21 protein-coding genes and 3 tRNA genes are annotated in these 22,429 nt (G+C 41.9%); 3 read left to right on the top strand and 21 right to left on the bottom strand.

Annotated elements, in window-relative coordinates; all coding sequences use genetic code 11:
* Positions 1-4: 4 nt before the first annotated feature.
* The 8 genes from KHS38_RS18695 to KHS38_RS18660 form a co-directional block, all read right to left on the bottom strand.
* A tRNA-Gly gene (locus tag KHS38_RS18695) sits at positions 5-77 on the bottom strand.
* Between the two features lie 111 nt (positions 78-188).
* Positions 189-269: transfer RNA gene (locus tag KHS38_RS18690), tRNA-Tyr, on the bottom strand.
* A gap of 102 nt (positions 270-371) precedes the next feature.
* Positions 372-444, bottom strand: a tRNA-Thr gene (locus KHS38_RS18685).
* 160 nt (positions 445-604) lie between these two features.
* Positions 605-955, bottom strand: a complete 351-nt coding sequence (gene hpf, locus KHS38_RS18680; RefSeq protein WP_213490078.1) for a ribosome hibernation-promoting factor, HPF/YfiA family — start codon at positions 953-955, stop codon at positions 605-607.
* 12 nt (positions 956-967) lie between these two features.
* A complete protein-coding gene (locus KHS38_RS18675; RefSeq protein WP_213490077.1) occupies positions 968-1,858 on the bottom strand; it encodes a tyrosine-type recombinase/integrase in 891 nt (296 codons plus the stop codon).
* Positions 1,859-1,929: 71 nt separating this feature from the next.
* A complete protein-coding gene (gene rpsU, locus KHS38_RS18670; RefSeq protein WP_213490076.1) occupies positions 1,930-2,121 on the bottom strand; it encodes a 30S ribosomal protein S21 in 192 nt (63 codons plus the stop codon).
* A gap of 172 nt (positions 2,122-2,293) precedes the next feature.
* Complete coding sequence (locus KHS38_RS18665; protein WP_213490075.1) at positions 2,294-2,821, bottom strand: adenine phosphoribosyltransferase; 528 nt, start codon at positions 2,819-2,821, stop codon at positions 2,294-2,296.
* Positions 2,818-3,693, bottom strand: coding sequence for a ComEA family DNA-binding protein (locus tag KHS38_RS18660; protein WP_213490074.1), 876 nt, complete (start codon positions 3,691-3,693; stop codon positions 2,818-2,820). The genes KHS38_RS18665 and KHS38_RS18660 overlap by 4 nt, the downstream gene beginning before the upstream one ends.
* Positions 3,694-3,759: 66 nt before the next feature.
* Between KHS38_RS18660 and KHS38_RS18655 the strand changes: the two genes are divergently transcribed.
* Positions 3,760-5,514: a bifunctional lysophospholipid acyltransferase family protein/GNAT family N-acetyltransferase gene (locus KHS38_RS18655; protein WP_213490073.1), complete on the top strand. Its 1,755-nt coding sequence runs from the start codon at positions 3,760-3,762 to the stop codon at positions 5,512-5,514.
* A gap of 161 nt (positions 5,515-5,675) precedes the next feature.
* Here the strand turns inward: KHS38_RS18655 and KHS38_RS18650 are convergent, their stop codons facing one another.
* The 11 genes from KHS38_RS18650 to KHS38_RS18600 form a co-directional block, all read right to left on the bottom strand.
* Positions 5,676-7,043 carry a beta-helix domain-containing protein gene (locus KHS38_RS18650; protein WP_213490072.1) on the bottom strand — a complete coding sequence of 456 codons (1,368 nt, stop codon included), beginning with the start codon at positions 7,041-7,043 and terminating at the stop codon, positions 5,676-5,678.
* Between the two features lie 72 nt (positions 7,044-7,115).
* The gene (locus KHS38_RS18645; RefSeq protein WP_213490071.1) at positions 7,116-9,962 is read right to left on the bottom strand and encodes a TonB-dependent receptor; all 2,847 of its coding nucleotides are present in this window, start codon (positions 9,960-9,962) and stop codon (positions 7,116-7,118) included.
* 98 nt (positions 9,963-10,060) lie between these two features.
* Complete coding sequence (locus tag KHS38_RS18640) at positions 10,061-10,573, bottom strand: DUF962 domain-containing protein (protein ID WP_213490070.1); 513 nt, start codon at positions 10,571-10,573, stop codon at positions 10,061-10,063.
* Positions 10,574-10,641: 68 nt separating this feature from the next.
* On the bottom strand, positions 10,642-12,204 hold the full coding sequence (gene rny, locus KHS38_RS18635) for a ribonuclease Y (RefSeq protein WP_213490069.1): 1,563 nt from the start codon (positions 12,202-12,204) through the stop codon (positions 10,642-10,644).
* Between the two features lie 226 nt (positions 12,205-12,430).
* The gene (locus KHS38_RS18630) at positions 12,431-12,724 is read right to left on the bottom strand and encodes a cell division protein ZapA (RefSeq protein ID WP_213490068.1); all 294 of its coding nucleotides are present in this window, start codon (positions 12,722-12,724) and stop codon (positions 12,431-12,433) included.
* Between the two features lie 22 nt (positions 12,725-12,746).
* A complete protein-coding gene (locus KHS38_RS18625) occupies positions 12,747-13,037 on the bottom strand; it encodes a hypothetical protein (RefSeq protein WP_213490067.1) in 291 nt (96 codons plus the stop codon).
* A gap of 78 nt (positions 13,038-13,115) precedes the next feature.
* Positions 13,116-15,518, bottom strand: coding sequence for a phenylalanine--tRNA ligase subunit beta (gene pheT, locus KHS38_RS18620; RefSeq protein WP_213490066.1), 2,403 nt, complete (start codon positions 15,516-15,518; stop codon positions 13,116-13,118).
* Positions 15,519-15,967: 449 nt separating this feature from the next.
* Complete coding sequence (locus KHS38_RS18615) at positions 15,968-16,552, bottom strand: hypothetical protein (protein ID WP_213490065.1); 585 nt, start codon at positions 16,550-16,552, stop codon at positions 15,968-15,970.
* Positions 16,536-17,015, bottom strand: a complete 480-nt coding sequence (locus KHS38_RS18610; protein ID WP_213490064.1) for an RNA polymerase sigma factor — start codon at positions 17,013-17,015, stop codon at positions 16,536-16,538. The genes KHS38_RS18615 and KHS38_RS18610 overlap by 17 nt, the downstream gene beginning before the upstream one ends.
* A gap of 112 nt (positions 17,016-17,127) precedes the next feature.
* Positions 17,128-18,300 (bottom strand): FAD-dependent oxidoreductase, encoded by a 1,173-nt coding sequence (locus KHS38_RS18605; RefSeq protein WP_213490063.1) that lies wholly within the window; start codon positions 18,298-18,300, stop codon positions 17,128-17,130.
* A 12-nt stretch (positions 18,301-18,312) separates the two neighbouring features.
* A complete protein-coding gene (locus KHS38_RS18600) occupies positions 18,313-18,909 on the bottom strand; it encodes a TetR/AcrR family transcriptional regulator (protein WP_213490062.1) in 597 nt (198 codons plus the stop codon).
* Between the two features lie 336 nt (positions 18,910-19,245).
* Between KHS38_RS18600 and KHS38_RS18595 the strand changes: the two genes are divergently transcribed.
* Together KHS38_RS18595 and KHS38_RS18590 are read left to right on the top strand one after the other, a co-directional pair.
* Positions 19,246-19,617, top strand: a complete 372-nt coding sequence (locus KHS38_RS18595; protein ID WP_213490061.1) for a response regulator — start codon at positions 19,246-19,248, stop codon at positions 19,615-19,617.
* A 54-nt stretch (positions 19,618-19,671) separates the two neighbouring features.
* A complete protein-coding gene (locus KHS38_RS18590) occupies positions 19,672-20,214 on the top strand; it encodes a low affinity iron permease family protein (protein ID WP_213490060.1) in 543 nt (180 codons plus the stop codon).
* Positions 20,215-20,264: 50 nt separating this feature from the next.
* Here the strand turns inward: KHS38_RS18590 and KHS38_RS18585 are convergent, their stop codons facing one another.
* Together KHS38_RS18585 and KHS38_RS18580 are read right to left on the bottom strand one after the other, a co-directional pair.
* Complete coding sequence (locus tag KHS38_RS18585; protein ID WP_213490059.1) at positions 20,265-20,732, bottom strand: MarR family winged helix-turn-helix transcriptional regulator; 468 nt, start codon at positions 20,730-20,732, stop codon at positions 20,265-20,267.
* A 37-nt stretch (positions 20,733-20,769) separates the two neighbouring features.
* Positions 20,770-22,362, bottom strand: a complete 1,593-nt coding sequence (locus tag KHS38_RS18580) for a DHA2 family efflux MFS transporter permease subunit (protein ID WP_213490058.1) — start codon at positions 22,360-22,362, stop codon at positions 20,770-20,772.
* Between the last annotated feature and the right edge of the window lie 67 nt (positions 22,363-22,429).

The raw sequence follows: 22,429 nt of genomic DNA, 5'->3' as shown, positions 1-22,429 counted from the left end.
CCGGAGCGGAAGACGAGGTTCGAACTCGCGACCTATAGCTTGGAAGGCTATCGCTCTACCAACTGAGCTACTTCCGCGGCTTTAATTTGCGAAGGAGTGAAAGATTGATTGGCTGGATTTAAAACAACCGGTGATTGTTTTTGTAATCTATTCAATCAATCCATCACTCCTTCACGCATTTTAACCTGTGGAGAGGGAAGGATTCGAACCTTCGTAGCCGAAGCAGCGGATTTACAGTCCGCCCCATTTGACCGCTCTGGTACCTCTCCAGGCTCTTTTATTTCGCTTTAGAGTTTTCAATCATGAACCCCTTGCGGAGCGCAAAGATAGATTCTTAATTGATATTCCAAAACTGAAATTTTAAAATTTTGAGCCTCCTATCGGGATCGAACCAATGACCTACTGATTACAAGTCAGTTGCTCTACCAGCTGAGCTAAGGAGGCTTTTATTTTTATATTTTAAAGAACCGTTTCCTTTTCGTTAATGTCCTTTCCGAAAGGGAATGCAAATATACACAGTTTTAAACCCACTCCAAATATTTTTCACAAAAAAAATCAGCGGGCTTGTAACCCGCTGATTTTGACGACTATTAATTTTTAGTTTTTAGAATTCATCTTCATCAACCAGCAACGTACTTGGTTTTACGCTGGCTTCTTCTTGCGCGGCTTTCTTCTCTTTATGTTTCTGTATTTGTTTACGGAGGCTTTCAATAGCTAAATCTGTTCCTTCCTCAAAGCTTTTACATTGATGGCGGGCAAATAATTGGTTACCCGGAATGTTAAGCCTGATTTCGGTTATTTTATTCGCAGCATCTTCTGTATTCTCTAACTTTAAAAACACTTCACCGCTAACAATCTTATCACTGAATAATTCGAGCTTATTCGTTTTTTTCTGGATAAAGTCTAATAATTTCTTGTCAGCACTAAAGTGCACAGCTTGAACGGTAATTTTCATGTTTCCTCCTTTTTACGCCTTTGGATGGGCTTGTTTATAAATAGATTTAAGTCGCTCAACGGAATTGTGTGTATAAACCTGTGTTGCACTTAAACTGGCATGCCCTAACAAATCTTTAATTGCATTTAAATCTGCGCCCTTATTTAGTAAACTGGTAGCAAATGTATGCCGAAGCACATGCGGGCTTCTTTTAGTTTGGGTTGATACATAGTTTAAATACTTCTGAACAATCAGGTAAACCATTTTTGCGTAAGCATTGGCTCCTGTATTTGTAACGATTAATTTTAAAGATTTGTTAGCAAAAACTTCACTTTTTTTTAACGCAAGGTATTCTTGTATGAGTTGCTTCAGCTCTTTATTCAGCGGAATTATACGTTGCTTGTTGCGTTTACCCAGCACGGTAACCGTTCCCTCATAGGTATTTATATCGCTTTCGACCAGGCCCAGTAGCTCGGCCAGGCGCATCCCGGTTCCAAACAACATTTCAACCACCAGCTTATCACGCATCCCTTTAAAATCATTTGTAAATATGGATTCATTATCCAACAGCCTGGAAAGCTTTTCTTCTTCTACTACTACCGGCAATTGCTTACCTATTTTGGGAGACTGGATACGTGCGGTTGGATTTACGGTGATGATACCTTCCTGTAACAGGAACTTAAAGTATTTGCGCAAGGTTGCCACCTTACGGTTTACAGACCGGCTGGTTAACTTATCATCCATCAACGATACCATCCAATTACGAATGTGATGATGTGTTACCTCCGATGGATGAGCAAGTACGCTATAAGGATGATTTAAAAAAGTGTGGAATTGAGCCAAGTCAGACTCATAGGCAGTTACGGTATGTGGGGAATACCGCTTTTCATATTTAATATACTGTATGAACTGCGCTAAAAACATAAAAACTATTTGAACAATGCCAGGGTGGCAAAGTACAAATAGTTTTATTATATCAAAACAGGAAGTTTAAATTAAACAGTTTCCTGGTTTAAGCCTTGTTTGTAGATGGCATGTTTCACCACATTTCTGCGGGTAACTGATTTCTTTTCAAAAGCCTGACGACTGCGTAGTTCACGCAAAACACCGGTTTTTTCGAATTTCTTTTTGAAACGTTTCAGCGCTTTATCTAATGATTCGCCGTCTTTTACATTGATAATAATCATAATCCTTCTATATACCTCCTTTCAGGAAGGGCAAAGGTAATAAGAAAGATGATTATTATAAAATCTTTTTTTATCAGTCGTTTATAATGTAATAACGAGTCAACTAACAGTAAATCAAAACACTATTACTTATAATCAGCTTAACTGATGTTATGTCTTTAATCAACAAGCATTAATACTCAGCCAATACAATGATTTTATCAGATAGCGGTGCAATCTTTTCGCGCCCTTTCAAAAAGCCTAAGCCTACTACAAATGAAAATCCGGCTACCTCGCCTCCCATTTCCTTGATAAGCTCACTGGCTGCAGTTACTGTACCACCGGTGGCCAGCAAATCATCGTGTATCAATACATGCTGACCGGGTGCAAAAGCATCGGTATGTAATTCAATAGTGGCTTGCCCGTACTCCAGCTCATAAACTTTTTGTTTAACACTATAAGGCAATTTGCCTGCTTTGCGTACTGGTATAAAAGGTACACCTAACCTGCAGGCCAATTGCAAACCAAACAGAAAGCCCCTGCTTTCAACTCCGGCAACTACATCTATACGGGTGCCGGCCAACTGCACAGCAAAAGCTTCAACTACAGATGTACACAGATCAGGATCTTTTAATATGGGCGTTATATCTTTAAAAACGATGCTTGGTTTTGGAAAATCAGGTATATCACGTATGGCCGATTTTATTCGTTGCTCTATCATTTAAACACAAAATAAGGCGCAATTTTACGCAAAATTTCATCATCCAGAATAGCAATGTTATGCAGTTCTTTTAATGATTCATAGTTGCCATGCTGTTTACGATACTGAATTACCGCATTGGCCTGCTTGTAGGTAAAGTATGGAAAATCTTTCAGCTCATCCAGCTCGGCACGGTTAATATCGATCTTATGCACCTTGCGGGCATTCACCGCAACGTTATCTTTTACATCCGCATACTTTCCCTCGTCAAATCCAAAAACTTCCTTGAGCTGTTGCTTACTATGAAAGCCGCCTAACCGCTGCCGGTAACGGATGATACGCATAGCGAAACCCGGACCAATTCCACGTAGTCTTGTAAGTTCGGCGGAATCAGCAGTATTTAATTCAACGGTTATATACAACCTGTTCTCTTTGCTCTTGCCAGCAGGTATATCAATGTACGGTTCTAAACGGCGATAGTCGGCATCAGATAGCGTATACATTTTCTGCACATCTGCCTTGGTGTAGAAACGGCCGCCTTTGGCCTCATAGTTTTTAATGCCCTTAATCTGCCGTTCGCTCAGACCCAGCTTTTGCCACCGTGCCGCCGATAAATGGTTAGGGTTAAAGTGAAACAACTCAACAGGCTGCTTGCTGTAATTGCTATTCGTTGCAGAGTCGGCTTCGTCATCCTGCATGTAGGCTTTGCCCCCGGCTTTATTAAGCTGTGCAGCAGCAGCTTCAAAGTCCTTAAAATTTATTATTGTATCTTTGTGATATAACCAACTCACATGAGGGATTGCCAATACCAGCCCTATTAGTATTACCAGTACAATTATACCACTCCATTCGGTTTTTGTTATCGACAGGTAATTTTTAACTGGGCTTTTCAAGATTAAGGCAATAAAGGCGTTAAAATATAAAAAATTAATAATTTTATACGGATACATCCCGATACCATGAAGATTATAACCACTGACGAATTCGCTAAAGCTACCAAACTGAATAAGTTAAGGATGCCCGGACTGGCAGCTTTACTGATGGAGTTAATGAAAATAAACCGGGTGAATGAATTGTTTGCCCAGGCACAGCCCAAGCAAGGTCCTGAATTTGTGGATGCAATTTTAGAAGGCTGCGGCGTAAGTATAGATTTTGACGAAAACGAACTGAAGAATCTGCCAGCGAATGGCAGCTTTGTTGCTATTGCCAATCACCCTTATGGCGGTATTGAGGGCATGGTGCTATTGAAACTGTTGTGTATGGTTAGGCCCGATGCCAAGCTGATGGCCAACTTTATACTGAAGAAGATCCCGAACCTGAGCGATTATTTTATTGCTGTAAACCCGTTCGAAAACATTGAACATTCATCCAGCATCAGTGGCATCAAAACCACGCTGGAGTTATTACGGGATGGCACACCTATTGGTATATTCCCAGCAGGAGAGGTTTCCACTTACAACTTGGACACCAAGCAGGTAACCGACCGTATGTGGCACCCTGTTGTGGGTAAAATTATAGCGAAAGCCAAAGTGCCTGTGGTACCTATTTACTTTCACGGTAACAATGGCCTGCTGTTTAATCTGCTTAGCCTCATCCACCCTACCCTACGCACAGCTAAGTTGCCTTCCGAATTGTTTAACAAACAAGGGCACACCATTAAGCTGCGCATAGGTAAGCCTATCTACGTGCAGGATATACCTTATTATAACAACACCACCAAACTGCTCAACTTTTTAAGAGCCAAAACATATGCTTTAGGAGCAGGCCTTGAAAATGAGAAAAGGATATTCAATCCGCGCGGACTGTTTAAAATATGGAAGAGCGCCAAGGATATTGTTCCGGCAACTGAGGCCGACCTGCTTGAGCAAGAGGTTGTGCCACTACGTGATAGTTACCGGGTATGGACCGAAAAGAACTACGAGGTGTTTATTGCGCCCACCGCATTGATTCCGAATATCATCCGCGAAATTGGCCGACTACGTGAAGTAACCTTCCGCGAAATTGGTGAAGGCACCAACAACAGCACCGATCTGGATGAATATGATATTTATTATCAGCACTTATTCATATGGGACGCCAAGACGCGTATGATTGTGGGTGCTTATCGCATAGGCATGGGCGATGAGATTTTTGACAGCATGGGCAAAAGCGGCTTTTATACTGCCAAGCTATTTAAAATAAAACCCCAGTTTACAGAGGTACTTAAAAACAGCCTGGAGCTGGGCCGTTCATGGATACGCAAGGAATACCAGCGCAAGCCATTGCCTTTATTCCTTTTGTGGAAAGGCATTTTAAAATACCTGATGGAAAACCCGCGCTACCGCTATTTGATTGGCCCGGTAAGTATCAGCAACACCTTCTCAAAATTCTCCAAGTCGCTTATAGTAGATTACATTACCCGCCATCATTTTGACCATGAAATGGCGCAGTATGTAAAGCCTCGTAAACAATTTAAGGTTGATTTTTCAAGTATTGATACCGATTTGTTGCTGGAAGGCGATGATACATTCAAAGCGCTTGACAGCCTGATATCAGAAATTGAAACGCATAATATTAAGGTGCCCGTGCTGCTACGCCAATACATTGCGCTAAATGCCAAGATTATATGCTTCAACATTGACCCAAAATTCGCCGATTGCCTGGACGGCTTTTTAGTACTTGACCTACAGAAAGTACCGCAGGATATTCTGGAAAAGCTGGGCAGAAGTATGTAAAGCAGCTTTAAAGTCTATAATAATAACAGCCGCTTACTGAAATAAGCGGCTGTTATTGTTTCTGTAAGATTTATCTTTTTTTAAAGCAACTATATGACTTTCACATACTAAAAAAGGCCGCCTCTTAAGAGACAGCCTTTTTTAGTATTGTTAGTGAATGATTATTTGTTAAATACTGCCCAACCTGAAGTCCAGTCGGTAGTACCTAAAGCACCTTTGAAAGCTACGTTAGTTTCGAAACCATTAGCTGTAGTGAAGTTACCTGTAAAGCTGGCACCTGCCAATAATGGAGAACCAGTTTGAGGCATCAATTTCGGTGATGCTACGTTAAATGCATCAGTTAATTTAGCATCAGCAGGGTTAGTTAAGATAGATAAACCAGTTGCCAAGCTTTGCATTTCCTCTACAGTGATACCTGCGTCAGCACCTGCATTGAATGGAGAAGCAGCACTTGACTGAATTACGTTGTTTTTGAAAATGCTGGTACCATTTTTATAAGCAGCACCTGTTTCAGCAACTTCTAATGAGAATGCAGCTAAACGAGTACCCAAAAATACTGAGTTTACTATTTCGAATTGTGAACCTCTTCTGAAACGGGCACCATAACCGTAGTTGGTTAAAACGCTTGATGAAACGTTGTTAGGACCAATAGCAGTTAAATTAGAGATACGTGCATGAGTGATAGGAGGCGTAGCATAACCTTTAGAGCTTGCACTTACGTTATCCCATTCCAGGTTATTTGAAAAGTCGCCGCCTGATTTAGTGTCGGTAAACGCAGGATCTTTGAATGAAATCAAATACTGTAAGTTACCATGGTAACCGTCATCAAAGTCAAAATCATCATCAGCACAGTTATAAGCGATCAGGTATTTAGCATTAAATGAACCACCGAAGAATTCGAAAGCATCATCCAAACCACGGCTTACCTGAATGTGATCAACAGTAGTACCGCTACCTACACCGTACATACTTAAACCATTAACCTCATCGTTAGGGTTAGCTGTTTTACCAGCATATTCAATACGGATATATTGCAAAGTACCTGAGTTATCGGCATCATTAGTACCACCAAATTTGTTATAATTAACATCGGTTACACCTTCCATCTGTGCGTGGTTACCGTTGGCAGTAGCACTACCGGCTACAACTACACCGCCTAAATCGCCTGGGATTGGGCTTGCCTCTGCAGAGGTAAACACGATAGGCTCAGCAGCTGTACCTTTAGCTTCAATTTTAGAACCTCTGGTAATAACCAGTACACCAGCATTGGCTCTTTTGCTCACAATTTTAGTACCTGGCTGAATAGTTAATGTAGCATTGTTAGTTACATATACAAAGCCGTCTAAAGTCCAAGTCTTATCTTTAGTCAAAGTCATACTTGACGAAATAGCGCCTGTCAAAGTAGTGCTTGTTGGTACAGGAGTTACTGGTTGAGTGCCGCCATTGTCATTGTTATCATCTTTACCACATGACGCCAGCATGCTGGTAGCAATTAAGCCAGTAAGTAAGTAAGAGCTAAATTTTTTCATTTTTATTTTTTTTACAATTTTCAAGTATTGTTGTTAACTGATTAGTAACTTGATATTAAGAATTTGTTACGATTAGAAGTTGTATATGAATTGCAAGCTGATATTACGACCAGGCTTAGTTGCCTGTATAGTCCTATCGTTTGTAGAATCAAATGTGGTTTTTGAATCGTAGTTATAGTACAACCTGATCTTTTGAGCAAAAATATCAGACACATTTAACTTGATTTCCCCTTTCGATTTGATAACACGCTTGCTGATTTGGAAATCAACTAAATCACGAGGCTTTTCATAAGTATCCAAGCCACCATTCTGTCCAACAAATGCCAGCCTTTGGCCAATGCGGTTGTATAATAAATTCACACCAAGTCCGCTTTTAGCGCCTACATAAGTCAATCCGCCGTTTAAAATATAAGGCGATTGTCCTTGCAGTGGTCTGATATTGTCTTCCCGGTCCAGTTCACTTGCTGGTATTTTAACGCGTGATTGAATAACTGAAGCATTAGCATAAAAAGTGAGGTTGTTAAAGAAAGCGCCAGCATCAAAGAAATTCAAGCGTCTTCTAAACTCAATCTCAGCTCCGTAGTCATAAGCATTGGCTGCATTAGCAAAGGAAAAGGTATTATTACCTTGGTTGGTTTGCTCAATGGCATTGCTAAATTTCTTATAAAATGCCGATACGGAGAAAATCTGGCCGGCATCTGGAAACAACTCATAACGTAAATCCAGGTTTGTATTTAATGACCTTTTCAGATTAGGATTACCAGTTACTACAAAGTCCGTAACGAAATCATAATACAGGAATGAGGCAAGTTCACGCAATTCCGGGCGGTTAACTGTTTGTGAGGCTGCAAAGCGTACGTTTGATTTAGTATTGATTGCATAAACCAGATTTAATGATGGTAATATATCTGTATTAGTATATTTCTGAGTTAATCTGGCTGGATTATACGGGAGGATCTTTTGTGAATAGCGTTCTACTCTTGCCCCTAAAATCATTTTTAACTGGTCGCCGAATTTGTTTTCGGTCATCAGATAACCTGCCTGTAAATCTACTTTACCATTATAGCCAAACGAATTATCGTTTATGGTATTCAGCACAATACGGTTTTGAGCTATGCTTGAAGAACTGAATATGTTTTCCAATGTCCAACCATCGCTTTCATAGAAATTGCTACCCTGTCCTTTACTAAACCCAGGCGCTAATGCATAACCTAATGCATCAATAGAGAAATTACGGTCACGATAGTTAGCTAAAACACCCGCTTTGACTTTGTTAGTTTGGTTAAACAATTGATAAGGAGCGCTTATATTGAATCTGCCACCATAGATATTTTCTTTTAAATCCGAAAAGAGGCGACCTGCGTGCTGTATAGCTGGCTGGTTAAATCCTGGGATATCAATGAACCACCTTGGGTCGCCACTGTTTGGACGCTGAGTTTGGAGAGCAATACGCTGATCCGGTTGGTTTCTGTAAGAATAACCATACGATACGTTATAATCAATATTGATTTTGCTCTCTGGCAAGAAGTGCTGCCCTTCGAATACAGAACTCAACAAGCCGTTTTGAGTAACCTCTGTCTGGAATCCTCTGATGTTAGCAATATTTTGAGAGGTTTCGTCGGATGACTCATTATACAAACCTTGGCGTTCTGTGAAGTTGTTGCTGAACGAATTGTTAAATAAGTTCTTTAAAGAGTATTTACTGTTCTTGTAAGAATAAGCAATGTTAAATAAGGCTCCCAGATTAGTCGTTGTATTATACAATACGTCGTTAAAGCTAAAAGTCTGATTACCATTGCGGTCATAGTTATCACGAGTACGGTAAAATCTTTCAAAGTTATTGCCGTAAGTTACAGAAGCAATGTAACCTAACTTACCTTCATTATTGTAGGTTTTAGTATTACCAAAGGTAAACTGCAGGTTTTGGCCCGGATAAGCGCTAAATTGATGCTTTACACCATAAGTGTTTTTAAACTGTTGAGTGATACCCACCATTTGATCATCGGAATAGCTTACATAACCAGTTTTGTCACGGTTTGCCCAAGCAGCAGGCTGTTTTCTGGAACCATTATCAAATCCCAAAAAATCAAGTTTAGCTCGTGAACCTTGTTTAAAATCTTTAAAGGTTGTTTGAGTATTAAACATAGTTCCAACCTGTAAAGTTATAAACTTACGATCCGGAAAGTCTTTGGTTGATACTTGCACGGCGCCACCTGCAAAATCGGCAGGTAAATCAGGCGTTGCAGTTTTACTGATTACAATGTTGTCTACAAGAGCAGAAGGTACGATATCAAAGGAAAAAGCTTTTTTATCCGGCTCTGAGCTCGGCATAACAGCGTTATTTAATAACGTGGTATTGTAGCGTTCACCTAAACCTCTTACAACTACAAACTTATTATCCTGCACGGTAGTACCGCTTACACGTTTTAAAACCTCACCGGCATTACGGTCTGGGCTGCGGCGTATCGCCTCGGCCGATATACCATCTTGTACACGGCTACTCACCTTTTGCTGCGCATATAGTGCATTAGCTGATTCCTGGCGGTAAGTAGCTGTTACTGTTACAGCTTTTAAGGTTTGCGATGAAGCTTCATCCAATGTTGCATTTAGCGGCGTTGTAGCACCTGCTTTTACATCCACATCAGATACTAATTTGTTTTGATAACCAACATATCTGATAAGAATATTATGTGGTCCGGCAGGTACATTATTAATAATATACTCACCATTTACGTTAGTGGCTGCGCCGATAGTAGTTCCCTGTACTAAAACAGTAGCACCAATCAGGCTTTCACCGGTTTTGGTATCGGTAATTTTACCAGCAATCTTTCCAATGGATTGCGCTTTAACCGAAATAAAGCTTACGCTAAAAACTAGAAATAAAAGAAAAGATAAAAGGCGGGGCGTTGAATTTTTCACTTTTAACTGATTAATTTCAGCAAAAGTATTACCTCAACATTAGGTGAATATTACTTTAACATTACGCGTACCTATACGAATTGTTAATTTAATGTTAATCAGTATCTGACTTTTAATTTCCTCAAAACAGAAGTTAGTATCCACAACGGCGCGATTATAAAAGTTTTTACTGAGAGCAGTGTTTGGTTGGCTATTCTGCTACTTCGAATAACTGAAACGTATACAGCTATACCTATGCCGATAGCAATAACACCTACAGACCATAAAGGCATTCCTCCTATCTTTTGCCACTTTTCTAACTGTATAATTATATAAGAGAAGCCAAACAGCATAAAAAGCATCAGGTAAGATACCGGCGGCGAGAGCCTTAAATAGTAATAAATAATAATTGCAATTAAAAACGATGCCCAATTAACAAAACCATTGTACTTGCCTAAAAATGCAAGATGCGGAAAAGGAATGGCCCATACAAAAGAGACCAGCCCAAACAACAATAATACAATACCTGTATACAACAATGCCGGGTAGCGTACCTGCCGGGCTAACTGATTATATGTTTCATAATACTGATCTATCGGTCTTTTTTCGGGCTCCTGCTTTTTAGGCTTCATAATACGTATTAAAAAAAAGCGACAAGGAGTGCCTTGCCGCTTTCGGTGTATTTAATTAATTGATGATGTTACTTGGCAAATGCTACCGAACGGGTTTCGCGGATAACGGTAACTTTGATTTGACCCGGATAGGTCATTTCGGTTTGGATACGGTTAGATATATCTGCCGCCAGTATCTCTGCCTGCGAATCGGTTACCTTTTCGCTTTCTACCACTACGCGCAACTCGCGGCCGGCTTGTATAGCAAAGGTCTTCTCAACACCAGGATATGATAATGCCAGCTCTTCCAGCTCTTTCAAACGCTTGATGTAACTTTCAACCACCTCGCGACGTGCACCCGGGCGGGCACCAGAAATGGCATCACAAGCCTGGATAATCGGCGAAATCATGGATGTCATCTCAATCTCGTCGTGGTGGGCGCCGATGGCGTTGCAAACTTCCGGGTGCTCTTTATACTTTTCGGCCAGTTGCATACCTAAAATTGCGTGTGGCAATTCTGGGTTATCATCAGGCACTTTACCAATATCATGCAGTAAGCCGGCACGTTTAGCCAGTTTCACATTCAACCCTAACTCAGCAGCCATGGTAGCACAGAAATTGGCCACCTCGCGCGAGTGCTGTAGCAGGTTTTGGCCGTATGATGACCGGTAACGCATACGCCCAACCATCCGAATCAGTTCTGGGTGTAAGCCGTGTATACCTAAATCGATCACGGTACGCTCGCCTATCTCTACAATCTCTTCTTCGATCTGCTTACGGGTTTTGGCAACAACCTCCTCAATACGGGCCGGGTGAATACGCCCGTCGGTTACCAGACGGTGCATGGCCAGGCGAGCAATCTCGCGGCGTACAGGATCAAAGCCTGACAAAATAATCGCCTCAGGTGTATCGTCAACAATGATTTCAATACCGGTAGCAGCTTCCAGTGCACGGATATTACGACCCTCACGACCAATGATACGACCTTTGATCTCATCATTTTCGATATTGAAGATGGATACCGTGTTTTCGATAGCGCTCTCAGTAGCCGTACGCTGAATGGTTTGAATTACTACTTTTTTAGCTTCTTTGGTAGCGGTTAGCTTAGCCTCGTCCACAATGTCTTTTATCTGCATCATGGCTTTGGTGCGGGCTTCTTCGCGCAGGGTATCCACCAACTGGTTTTTCGCCTCTTCGGCTGTTAAGCCGGCAATGGTTTCCAGTTGCTGTACGTGCTGTTGTTTTAAGTGCTCTACCTCTTCCTGCTTTTTAACAACTACTTCTGTTTGTTTTTCCAGGTTTTTGCGGGTATTATCCAGCTCATTCTCCTTGCGGTTGGCATTCTCTAATTTAGCATTCAGCGATTGCTCTTTTTGCTTCATCGAGTTTTCGCGCTGGTTCAGTGAATTGTTGCGGGCGTTTACTTCCTGCTCGTGTTCTGCTTTTAGTTGCAAAAACTTTTCTTTCGCTTCAAGCAATTTGTTCTTTTTCAGAATCTCCGCATTGTTTTCGGCATCCTTCAGTATCTTTTTTGCTTTGTTTTGTGCTGCTATGTCCCGCTCCTTGAATAATTTATTGAGCAGGTACCGCCCGACCGCGAAACCAATGATGGCTCCGATCAGCAGACCGATTATAATTTCCAGTATGTTCATATTTTAGTGTGTATATATAAAAAAACCGCAACTAAAATTTCAAGTATCATGTATACTAAAAATCATTGCTGCAAGTTAATATTACTACAATAGGGCCGAATATACACAAACCTGCCTATTTTGCCATATAGTAATAGCATCTTGCCCGCAAAGCTTTCAGCTTTTCAGTGAAACTCAAAAATTTAACTGCGGTTAAATTTCAAATGCTCTCTATTTTAAAGAACGTTTATTGCTTTGAAAAAAACTCGTTCAGCATATGGTCTAACTGATAAACTTTCTCGGCCACGGTTGTATCCTCAACCGTTACCTTGCGCTCTGCCTTTAATGATGCCGTTGCATAATGCAATACACACATTGACAGCAGATCCTGTTTATCTTTAACCGCATAATTTTCCTGAAATTCTTTTATGCGGTCGTTAATTAATTTTGCTGCTCTTCTAATCAATTCCTCTTCCTCCATGCTTACCTTTAAAGGATAAACACGATCAGCAATATTTATTTTTATGGAGATTTCTCCCATTTGAGCTGTTCACTTATAAGTATTACTTTTTAAGTAATACGATACATTTATCTATTTCCCGCACAAATTCGTTAATTTTTTGCTTGATGTCAAGGCTTTTTTCATTTGTATCCGCAAACGACTTGGCCAGCTTCAATACACGAATTTTCTCTTCCAAATCCGTAATTTTACCTTTGCTTACATCCAGCGCTGTGCTTAACGACTGGTTTTCAAGCTTTAACAGGTCATTTTCTTCCTGCAACGCACTACAGAGCTCTATCAGGCGCTCTGTTTTTTCAACTACTGTATTTAACTGTTCAGTTACTGAGGGCATTGTTAGTTATTAGTTATGGTTATTAAGTTATAATGTACCTGATCGTCTTAGCAACATGCTAACTCAATAACCCACCCCTTACTTCCGGATTTCAGCTCCGGCTTCTTTACCAAAATTATGGATTAACTTTTGCATAATGGCATCAATCGCTTTATCGGTAAGCGTTTTTTCTTCATCCTGCAAAACAAAGCTCAGCGCGTATGATTTTTTGCCGGCAGGTAGTTTATCACCCTGGTATACATCAAACACGTTGACATCTTTCAACAACTTACGCTCTGTTTTCTGAGCGATGCTTTTTAATTGGCCAAAAGTAACCGCAGTATCTACCAGCATGGATAAATCGCGACGCACAGCCGGAAACTTGGATATCTCCTGGCTTACAATGCGGTTTTTGCGTACCAGCGTCAGGATTGTATTGAAATCAAAATCTGCGTAGAACACCTCTTTTTCTACACCAGCTTTTTTCAACGCATCCGGATGCACGGCGCCAAACTTTACTAAGGTTTTGCTGCCGCGGAAATTATATTGCAGACCATAGGCAAGCTCATTATTCATAAGCTCATCAGTAGTATAATCTTTCAGATTAAGGCGGCTCAGCAAGCCATCCACAATTGCTTTCAGGTTATAAAAAGATACCGGCGTGGTTTGCTGATTCCATTGCTCGGCCTGGTTTGCACCGGTAATGAACAGCGCCACATGCTGGTTCTCGATATACTTGCCATCCTCATGCAGATAAGTTTTACCAAACTCGTAAAATTTCAGATCAGCAGCACGACGGTTTTGGTTGTAGGCAATAGCTTCCAGACCTGAATATAGCATCGTTTGGCGCATAATATCCAGATCGCTGCTCAATGGGTTAAGCACCTTTACCGCGTTATCCAAGCTACCTGCGTATGATGAACTGGTTAATGAGTTAGATAAAATTTCATTGAACCCATTAGCAGTCAGCAAATCAGAAATAGCATTTTGTACCGTATCCTTTTCCGGCCGCACTGAGGTGTTCAGCGATGCTCGGATTTGGGTAGGTATTTCGATATTGTTGTAACCGTAAATACGCAGTACCTCTTCTATCACATCTACCTCGCGGGTTACATCTACACGGTAAGGCGGCACTTTTAAGGATAAGCCTTCGGTCGTTTCGTTCACCACCTCAATATCAAGCGCCTGGATGATTGATTTAATTCTGTCGTTGCCGATAGCTTTACCAATTAGGCGGTCAACGTTACGGTAAGTAATATCAAAGGCAAACGGCTCGATAGACGTTGGATAGATATCTGATATCTCGGAAGAGATAACGCCACCGGCTACTTCCTGAATAAGTAATGCAGCACGCTTTAATGCATACACGGTAATATTCGGATCGATGCCACGCTCGAAGCGGAAAGAGGCATCTGTTTTTAAGCCATGCCGTTTGGATGTTTTACGCACGGATACCGGGTTAAAGTAGGCGCTTTCCAGAAACACCGCAGTAGTTGTTTCTTTAACACCCGAACTTATACCACCAAATACACCGGCAATACACATCGGCTCATCTGCATTACCTATCATCAAATCATCCGCAGAAAGCTTGCGCTCTGCTTCATCCAGGGTAACAAACGGCGTACCTTCTGCATAGGTTTTCACCAGTACCTGGTTACCTTTTATGGCATCAGCATCAAAAGCATGTAAGGGCTGGCCCAACTCGTGCAGTACATAATTGGTTATATCAACTATGTTGTTAATTGAACGAACACCAATAACCGCCAGGCGCTCTTTCAGCCACTTTGGTGAATCCTGCACCTTTACGCCACTAATGGTTAAGCTGGCGTAGCGCGGGCAGGCATTCTGTGCTTCAACAGTTACCGGTACAGTACGCTCCTGATTATCTACCTTAAAGGCCGATACATCAGGCTTGTTGATACCAATTTGCAGGAAAGCTGCAATATCGCGCGCCGAGCCTAAGTGCGAAGCCGCATCGGCACGGTTAGGCGTTAAACCTATCTCGAACAGGTAATCATCGTTCAGTTTAAAATATTCTTTAGCCGGGGTACCAATCTGGGCATCGGCATCCAGTTCCATAATACCGGCATGCGATTCGCCTAAGCCAACCTCATCTTCCGAGCAGATCATCCCTTCGGATACCTCACCCCTGATTTTAGATTTATTGATTTTAAAAGGTTCGCCATGCGTAGGGTGCACGGTAGTACCAACCACAGCAACCACTACCTTTTGACCGGTGGCTACGTTTGGCGCTCCACAAACAATTTGCAAATCTTCTGCACCACCAACATCAACTTTAGTTACACGCAGGCGGTCGGCATTAGGATGTTGCTGGGCATCTTTCACGTAGCCAATCACCAGGCCTTCCAGTCCGCCGGGAATAGCTTGTACCTTTTCCAGGCTTTCCACTTCCAGTCCAATGCCGGTTAATATATGTGATAATTCTTCAGGCGTTTTATCAGTTGTGATAAATTCCTTGAGCCAATTGTATGAAATTTTCATTTTACAGAGTAATCGGTCAAAGATAGGAATTTTTTAAAGTGCTGGCAGCGGTAATAAAGATGTTATGAAGCGGTGAGATAATGAATAAAGCATCTCTAATTTTATAAGATATTGAGATATCCTTCATGAAGCAGATCAGCCATAATTCAAGACCACTTCTAAATGCATAAAGCCGAACAATATCTTGGCCTAAACGCAAAGTATTAGTCGGCTTTATTAATCTTTCGTTGCTTAACAAACAGTCAGGGCTTTACACAGGCCTCGTTGCTTTTATGACGAGTATTTTTATGAGCGCAGTCATTTCAAGTGTTAAGCCCAATCCTATTGAAAAGCCTCTTACAAAATCGGGAATAGTAATGTATCGGCCAATAATAGGGATCAGGCTGGTTAATAACAGGCCCACTATCAAACAGGATATTGCTGTCTTAGGTATGGAATTCCGTTTCATATTATTCTAATTGCTTATGTATGTTTTTTAGACGTTCTTCAATGGCATTGAGCTTTTTTGCATCCTTTTTAAACGTGTAGGGCCGAACCCACAACCATATAACGAGCAGATAAATTACTGCCGGTACGTACACCCACATAAATAGCCCACCAGTTATAATCACAATTTCATATAGGTACAAGAGCCAGCCTATACAACAGGGCAGCATAATCATATACTCTTTCTTTTTATAATACTGAAGCTGATTTTGGCGGGTTTTTTCTATAAATGATACAAACTCCTTATTGCTGCAATTATCAAGCTGTTGAAAACGCTTCATCGACCTGATGTTATCAATCATCAAGGCTAAGCTTGACAATATAATGAGCACCTCTCCTGCCCAGGTTGTAAATAACTGTGAGCGATGGAACAACATTACGGCTACCATAGACAGTGCCGTTACACCGGCCAAAATGATAACCAGCCGCTTCTTTTTCAGCCTTTGCTGCCTGAACTTTTTTATGATTTGCAACATCTCGGCTGATGTGGGCAAATCGTCTGTTTTGGCTGTAAGCCACAGGGCCTTCAAATCATTCAAATTGTCCATACGCCTTAAATTTTTGAGCCAGTTTTTCTTTAATCCGATGAACTTTTACCCGTACGTTTACATTACTGAGACCAACAATTGCGGCAATCTCAGCCTGTGGCAAATCTTCCAGTACCAGCGATATAATAATCCGGTCAGTTTCTTCCAGTTCAGCAATACAGCGGTACAGGAAACCCAGCTTTTCTTCCGGCGATTCTTCTTTTACCTCTGCCAGGTTAATTGGCAATTCGCCGGCCGGCATGCGTTTGGCTACTTCAATTGCACGCAGGCAGTTGTTGGTAGCTATCCGGAAAATCCAGGTGCTGATATGCGACTGATTGCGGAAGGTTGACAAATTTTTCCATACCGAAATAAACGTTTCCTGCACCAAATCTTTAGCTTGATCTGCATCGTTAGTATAGCCCATGCATACCCTGTAAATCTGGGGTGCATACCGGTTATATATTTCGTCGAAATCTGTCATACTACCAAGGCCATTAAAGCCGTGCTATTCATTTTTGCCCGGTTAGATACGAGGTGCTACGGAATGTTACAGCGTAATTACAGGTATTAAATATATTCTGGATACACATTTCCTAATTGCCGCTAACAATCCGGCTCAGGAACGGAATGGCATCCGGAGAGTGCAAAGCTTTGGTGGATTCCAGTGTAATACCTGCTATTTCGGATGCTCTTGTCCGCATTTGCTGTTCGTAGGCTGCAATAGCCGATTGCAGGTCAGGATAGGCATCGCTCAGCAAGCACGCGCTTAACTCCAGCGCATCAAGCATAGCCATATTTACACCTTCGCCTGCATAAGGAGGCATTAAGTGCGCAGCATCGCCTATCATGGTCAGGTTTGGCAAAGCATCCCAGGTTTGATCGAGTGGCATACAATATTGCGGGCGGGGCGTAAACCTTACCGCATTTGCAAATAACTGCAGCCATAAATGATGCCAACCGGCAAACTCCTGTTTAAACCAAGCCTGCACTTGTTTCCCGTCGGTAAAATCAATACTGCTTTCGCGCACCCAGTTCTCGTTGGTTTTGCAGCCTGCATAGAAGTACAAACTACCATCACCTTTTGAACTTATGATTAGTGTTTTGCTATCACCCATGGCAAATATCTTTCCTCCTTTCAGCAAAGCAGCTATCTCCGGACAGTTTTTTTCCGCATCATATACCATGCCTTCTACCACCGTTACGCCTGCAAAAAATGGCTTGATGGGAGTGATATAAGGGCGAACTTTCGAATTGGCGCCGTCCGCTGCTATCACTACATCAGCAGTAACCGTATTACCGTTTTTGAATTCCAGCTGCCATTGGGTACCATTTGCCGCTATGCTTAGCAGGTGGCTATTCCACACTACTGTTTCTGGCTGCAACGAGTCCAGCAGGATGGTTTGCAGTGGGCCGCGATCTATTTCGGGCCTGAACCACGGATCACCTGCATCCAGCCGCGTTTGATCGTCTTCTTCTTTATCCTGGTCTTCCCATATAACGTTAGCCTGTTGATCCACAACGCGTAGCATATCGGCACCGGGCCGGTAGTGAGCCTTGAAAGCCTCCATTAAGCCTGCAGCACGCAGGGCTTTCAAACCCGATTCATCGTGCAGATCCAGTGTGGCACCTTGCGCACGCGCATTACGACTGGCGTCGCGCTCATAAACTTTAACATCGGCGCCTTGCATTTGCAATAAACGGGCAAGGGTTAAGCCGGCGGGGCCTCCGCCCACAATGGCTATCGTTTTATTTTGAATATTCTTCATGATAATTATCTGTTATTTAAGCATCCCTTTAATTAATATATTGCAGCAAGCCATCAGTACATCCGGTGTTATGATTTGCCGGTCGCGTGTTGCATAGTCAAAATACTCGCTCACCAAACTTATGAGCGGCGAAAACAGCATTGCCCGTTGTGCATCAAAAGGTAAATGGTGAATGCAGCCCTGCGCTTTTTGCTTTTCCAGAAATTGATGGATGGGGGCAAAAAAATCGCCTTGCTGTATGTTGGCCTGCTGAAATGCCTTATTGAGCAGAGGTGACGAATTACCATACTGCATCAATGCAAAATGAGGCCGGTTATTTGTGAGATAGGCAAAGGCATTTTGCCACAAGCATTGAACACCTTCTGCAAAATCCATATCTGAATTGAAGTTCTGCAAAACCGCTTTTTCGTAGTTACCAAGCACTTCTTCAATAAACAGCTTGATTAACAGGTCTTCCTTATTTTCGTATTTGATGTAGATGGTACGTGGTGATACATTCGCAGCTTTTGCCAGCTTTTGCATGCTTAAGTTCTCCAGCCCCTCTTCGGCAATAATTTGCAGGGCCATGGTACGTAAGGTGGCTTCCTTCTCCAGATTTTTAGGTCGCATAAGTTTATTAAATCGCTACAAATATAAATAAACGTTCATTTACTTATAGGTATTAATTTTAAATATTTTGTGAATAGTAAGGCTATGGCACCCGACCGGCTAATTGAATAAATTATTATTTAATACTATAATGATACAATACTCCTTACACTTAAAAAGCTCTTGGTTAGCTTATTTGATATCAAGCACTCAGATCTAAAAAAATCCTATTAACTTTTACTTAACAACACAGCCAGTTCCCCTACAACTAAAGCGACTAAAAGCTACTTTTATTTAAAATAATTTACCTATAGATTTATTTTATTTATTTTTGTAGAAATTTTACCCCCCTAATTAATGGCACTAAAAATACTGGTGATCGAAGATGATCAGGATATTTTGGACATACTGGAGTATGTACTGAAAGATGATGGCTATGAAGTAATATCTTCACTTAGCAGTTCGATCATAGCAGATATTGAAAGTATTCAGCCCGATCTGATATTACTGGACGAGTGGCTGAAAGCAGAAGAAAGAGGCAGCGAACTGTGCCGACAATTAAAAACCTGTCCCAATACCGCCGATATTCCGGTGCTTATTCTATCAGCTGTAAATCCAATTGAATTGGTAGCAACCGAAGCCATGGCCGATGGCTATATCAAAAAGCCTTTTGATATTGACGAGTTGAGCCGCAATGTAAGGCGGCACATGCAGGTATCCGAATCTTAATTTAAACCAACATATTAGCTATCGGACTGTTATTCGCGAAACAATATTCGCCGTATGACTAATTCAAAATCCGATACTAAAGAAAAGAACAGCTTCTTTGAGCGGTTTTCTAACAAAGTAACCACCTGGACAGGCAGCTCAACTGCATTTATTATGGCATGCTTGGTGGTTATAGTATGGGGTGCCAGCGGCCCGGTGTTTCACTACTCCGAAACCTGGCAGCTGGTAATCAACACCGGCACAACCATCATTACTTTTTTGATGGTATTTTTGATTCAAAAAGCGCAGAACAAAGAATCGAAAGCCATACAGCTAAAGCTAAATGAGCTGATTGCAGCTAACCGGTTTACCAGCAACCGCATGGTGGACATAGAGGACCTGACCGAAAAAGAACTGGACGACCTGCGTAAGTTCTATGCCAAGCTGTCGGACATGGCTGAGGAAGACGACGATATCCACCAATCGCACTCTATTGATGCAGCCGAAGATCTGCAAGAAAAGAAAGAGAAAATTCAGGCCGCCACTTCAAAACGTAAACGGCCTTTCAAGAGCAGGCACAGACCGAATAACGATACCGGGAATAACTCGGATAGTTAATCTCCCCTTGATAACTCAAATAACCTTTATGGGTTGGATGTAATAACCAATCACACCTCCACCTTTTTCAGGTTATCAATCATTTCCTTCAACACATTAACGCTGCTTTGCAGGTCTTCTAACCGAAGAGTTGCGGTAGCTTTAATATACTCTTCGGTTACCCAAGGGTATAATTGCTCCTTAACACGATTGCCATCCTCTGTTAAAAAGATGAGCTTGTTGCGCCGGTCTTTTTCATCTTCTACCCTTTTTACCAGCTTACGCTTCACAAGGTTGTCGATCAGATAGGTCATGCTGGATTTATCGCGCAAGGTAAGGTCGGCTATCTCCTGCTGGTTCCGCCCATCGCGTTTCCATAGTACTGACATAACTTCAAGCATTTCGAAAGTGATATCAATATTATGTTCTTTAATTTTGGTTTGTATAAAATGGCGGATCAGCATTCTTAGTTCATGCATTGCATGTCCAAGATCCAGCGCAAGCTGCGTTTTTTGATCTGCCTTCAAGTTTTCGGCCATTACAGGAACAAATCTAATATAATCTTACAAATTACTTTTAGTGGGCTGCGTCAGCGAGGCTAACTTTACTTTTCGCTGTTTTTATAAAAAACAACACAATCGGCACACATACCAAAAACATAACACCCACCCATAAAAATACATCCATATAAGACAGTAAGGTGGCCTGCTTGTTTACCGAACCATCCATAGCTGTAAGAGCCATTTGCCGGGCGGTATGCTCATCAAAGCCCCGACTTTTAAAACCAGCTGCTATTTGAGTGATGCGCTGTTGTACATCCAAGCTGTTTACATTAAGGTGGCTTACCAGCGTACTACGGTGCACCTGCGTTTGCCGGGATACAAAAGTAGATATCAGCGCCACGCCAAAAGACCCACCCAACTGCCGCATCATGCCCGAAAATGCAGCTCCCTGCCCTATCTCCTTACCTTTCAGGGTTGACAAAGACATAGTGCTTACCGGTACAGATAAAAGTCCTAAACCAAAACCGCGTACAATGAGCGGCCAAAAGAAGTCGCCACTGCTGGTATACGGCGTAATAATACCGTAAGACATATAACTATAGATAAAGAAAACGACCATACCCACTGCAATAAGGTACTTTTGCGGCACGCCCCGTTGTATTAGTTGGGCCACTACCGGCATCATGAAGGCCACAAACAATGTACTGGGCAGCTGCAGCATGCCCGATTGCTGTGCCGTCCACCCTAATAAGGACTGCGTATACAGCGGTATAACGAAAGTAGAACCGAATAAACCAAAGCCCATAATAAAAGATAGCAGCACTCCAATACGCAGGTTATTATCTTTAAGCACCCGCAATTCTACAATGGGGTAAGCATAAACCAGCTCACGCCATATAAATAACAGGATACCTAATACCGCGGTAACGGTAAGGATGGTAATTACTTCGCTGCTATACCAGTCTTCTTCCTGACCTTTTTCAAGCACATATTGTAAGGACGAGATACCGACGGTTAGTAAACCAATGCCCCACCAATCTACCTGGCTAATGGGCCGCTTTACGTCATATTTGGGGCTGCGTACATATTGCAGGGTAAGGATAGCTGCAATGATACCTACCGGGATGTTAATGTAAAAGATAAACGGCCACGAATAATTATCCACAATATAACCACCCAACGGCGGCCCTAATGTTGGGCCCACAATTACACCTAAGGTATAGATGGCCTGGGCCATTGCCCGCTTTTCAACCGGCCAGCTTTCGGTAATGATGGTTTGCGAAGTTACTAGCAAGGCACCTCCACCTATACCCTGTATAAAACGGAATACTACCAGCTCCCAGATATTAGTTGCATTACCACATAAAAAGGAACATATGGTGAATAAAATAACTGATGCTGCAAAATAGTTACGCCGCCCGAATTGCTGTGACAGCCAGCTGGTCATGGGAACAATGATTACGTTAGCCAGCGAGTAAGCGGTAATAACCCAGCTGATCTCGTTCAGCGTAGCGCCCAGGTTGCCGCGCATATCGTTTAGCGCCACGTTTACAATAGTGGTGTCAATAATTTCGAGCAAGGCACAAAACACCGCGGTGATGGTTATGATAACCCTGCGTGCGCCATACTCAACCAATGAATTAGATGCTACTTGAGCCGTTGCCATAGGTAAATAATAATTGCTCCAACAAAGTTAAATACTTAATAGTTTAAATTCAAACCATTTTTATTAT

The sequence above is a fragment of the Mucilaginibacter sp. Bleaf8 genome, from assembly GCF_018390515.1.
Taxonomy (GTDB): Bacteria; Bacteroidota; Bacteroidia; order Sphingobacteriales; family Sphingobacteriaceae; genus Mucilaginibacter.
This window is presented reverse-complemented; position numbering and strand designations above follow the sequence as displayed.

Excerpts from the sequence above, each read along its gene's own strand:
- KHS38_RS18580 (WP_213490058.1), bottom strand. The coding sequence starts at position 22,362 with ATGGCAACGGCTCAAGTAGCATCTAATTCATTGGTTGAGTATGGCGCA.
- KHS38_RS18650 (WP_213490072.1), bottom strand. The coding sequence starts at position 7,043 with ATGAAAAAATTTAGCTCTTACTTACTTACTGGCTTAATTGCTACCAGC.
- hpf (WP_213490078.1), bottom strand. The coding sequence starts at position 955 with ATGAAAATTACCGTTCAAGCTGTGCACTTTAGTGCTGACAAGAAATTA.
- KHS38_RS18585 (WP_213490059.1), bottom strand. The coding sequence starts at position 20,732 with ATGGCCGAAAACTTGAAGGCAGATCAAAAAACGCAGCTTGCGCTGGAT.
- pheT (WP_213490066.1), bottom strand. The coding sequence starts at position 15,518 with ATGAAAATTTCATACAATTGGCTCAAGGAATTTATCACAACTGATAAA.
- KHS38_RS18590 (WP_213490060.1), top strand. The coding sequence starts at position 19,672 with ATGACTAATTCAAAATCCGATACTAAAGAAAAGAACAGCTTCTTTGAG.
- KHS38_RS18665 (WP_213490075.1), bottom strand. The coding sequence starts at position 2,821 with ATGATAGAGCAACGAATAAAATCGGCCATACGTGATATACCTGATTTT.
- KHS38_RS18605 (WP_213490063.1), bottom strand. The coding sequence starts at position 18,300 with ATGAAGAATATTCAAAATAAAACGATAGCCATTGTGGGCGGAGGCCCC.
- rpsU (WP_213490076.1), bottom strand. The coding sequence starts at position 2,121 with ATGATTATTATCAATGTAAAAGACGGCGAATCATTAGATAAAGCGCTG.
- KHS38_RS18610 (WP_213490064.1), bottom strand. The coding sequence starts at position 17,015 with ATGACAGATTTCGACGAAATATATAACCGGTATGCACCCCAGATTTAC.
- rny (WP_213490069.1), bottom strand. The coding sequence starts at position 12,204 with ATGAACATACTGGAAATTATAATCGGTCTGCTGATCGGAGCCATCATT.
- KHS38_RS18640 (WP_213490070.1), bottom strand. The coding sequence starts at position 10,573 with ATGAAGCCTAAAAAGCAGGAGCCCGAAAAAAGACCGATAGATCAGTAT.
- KHS38_RS18615 (WP_213490065.1), bottom strand. The coding sequence starts at position 16,552 with ATGGACAATTTGAATGATTTGAAGGCCCTGTGGCTTACAGCCAAAACA.
- KHS38_RS18625 (WP_213490067.1), bottom strand. The coding sequence starts at position 13,037 with ATGCCCTCAGTAACTGAACAGTTAAATACAGTAGTTGAAAAAACAGAG.
- KHS38_RS18675 (WP_213490077.1), bottom strand. The coding sequence starts at position 1,858 with ATGTTTTTAGCGCAGTTCATACAGTATATTAAATATGAAAAGCGGTAT.
- KHS38_RS18655 (WP_213490073.1), top strand. The coding sequence starts at position 3,760 with ATGAAGATTATAACCACTGACGAATTCGCTAAAGCTACCAAACTGAAT.
- KHS38_RS18595 (WP_213490061.1), top strand. The coding sequence starts at position 19,246 with ATGGCACTAAAAATACTGGTGATCGAAGATGATCAGGATATTTTGGAC.
- KHS38_RS18630 (WP_213490068.1), bottom strand. The coding sequence starts at position 12,724 with ATGGGAGAAATCTCCATAAAAATAAATATTGCTGATCGTGTTTATCCT.
- KHS38_RS18600 (WP_213490062.1), bottom strand. The coding sequence starts at position 18,909 with ATGCGACCTAAAAATCTGGAGAAGGAAGCCACCTTACGTACCATGGCC.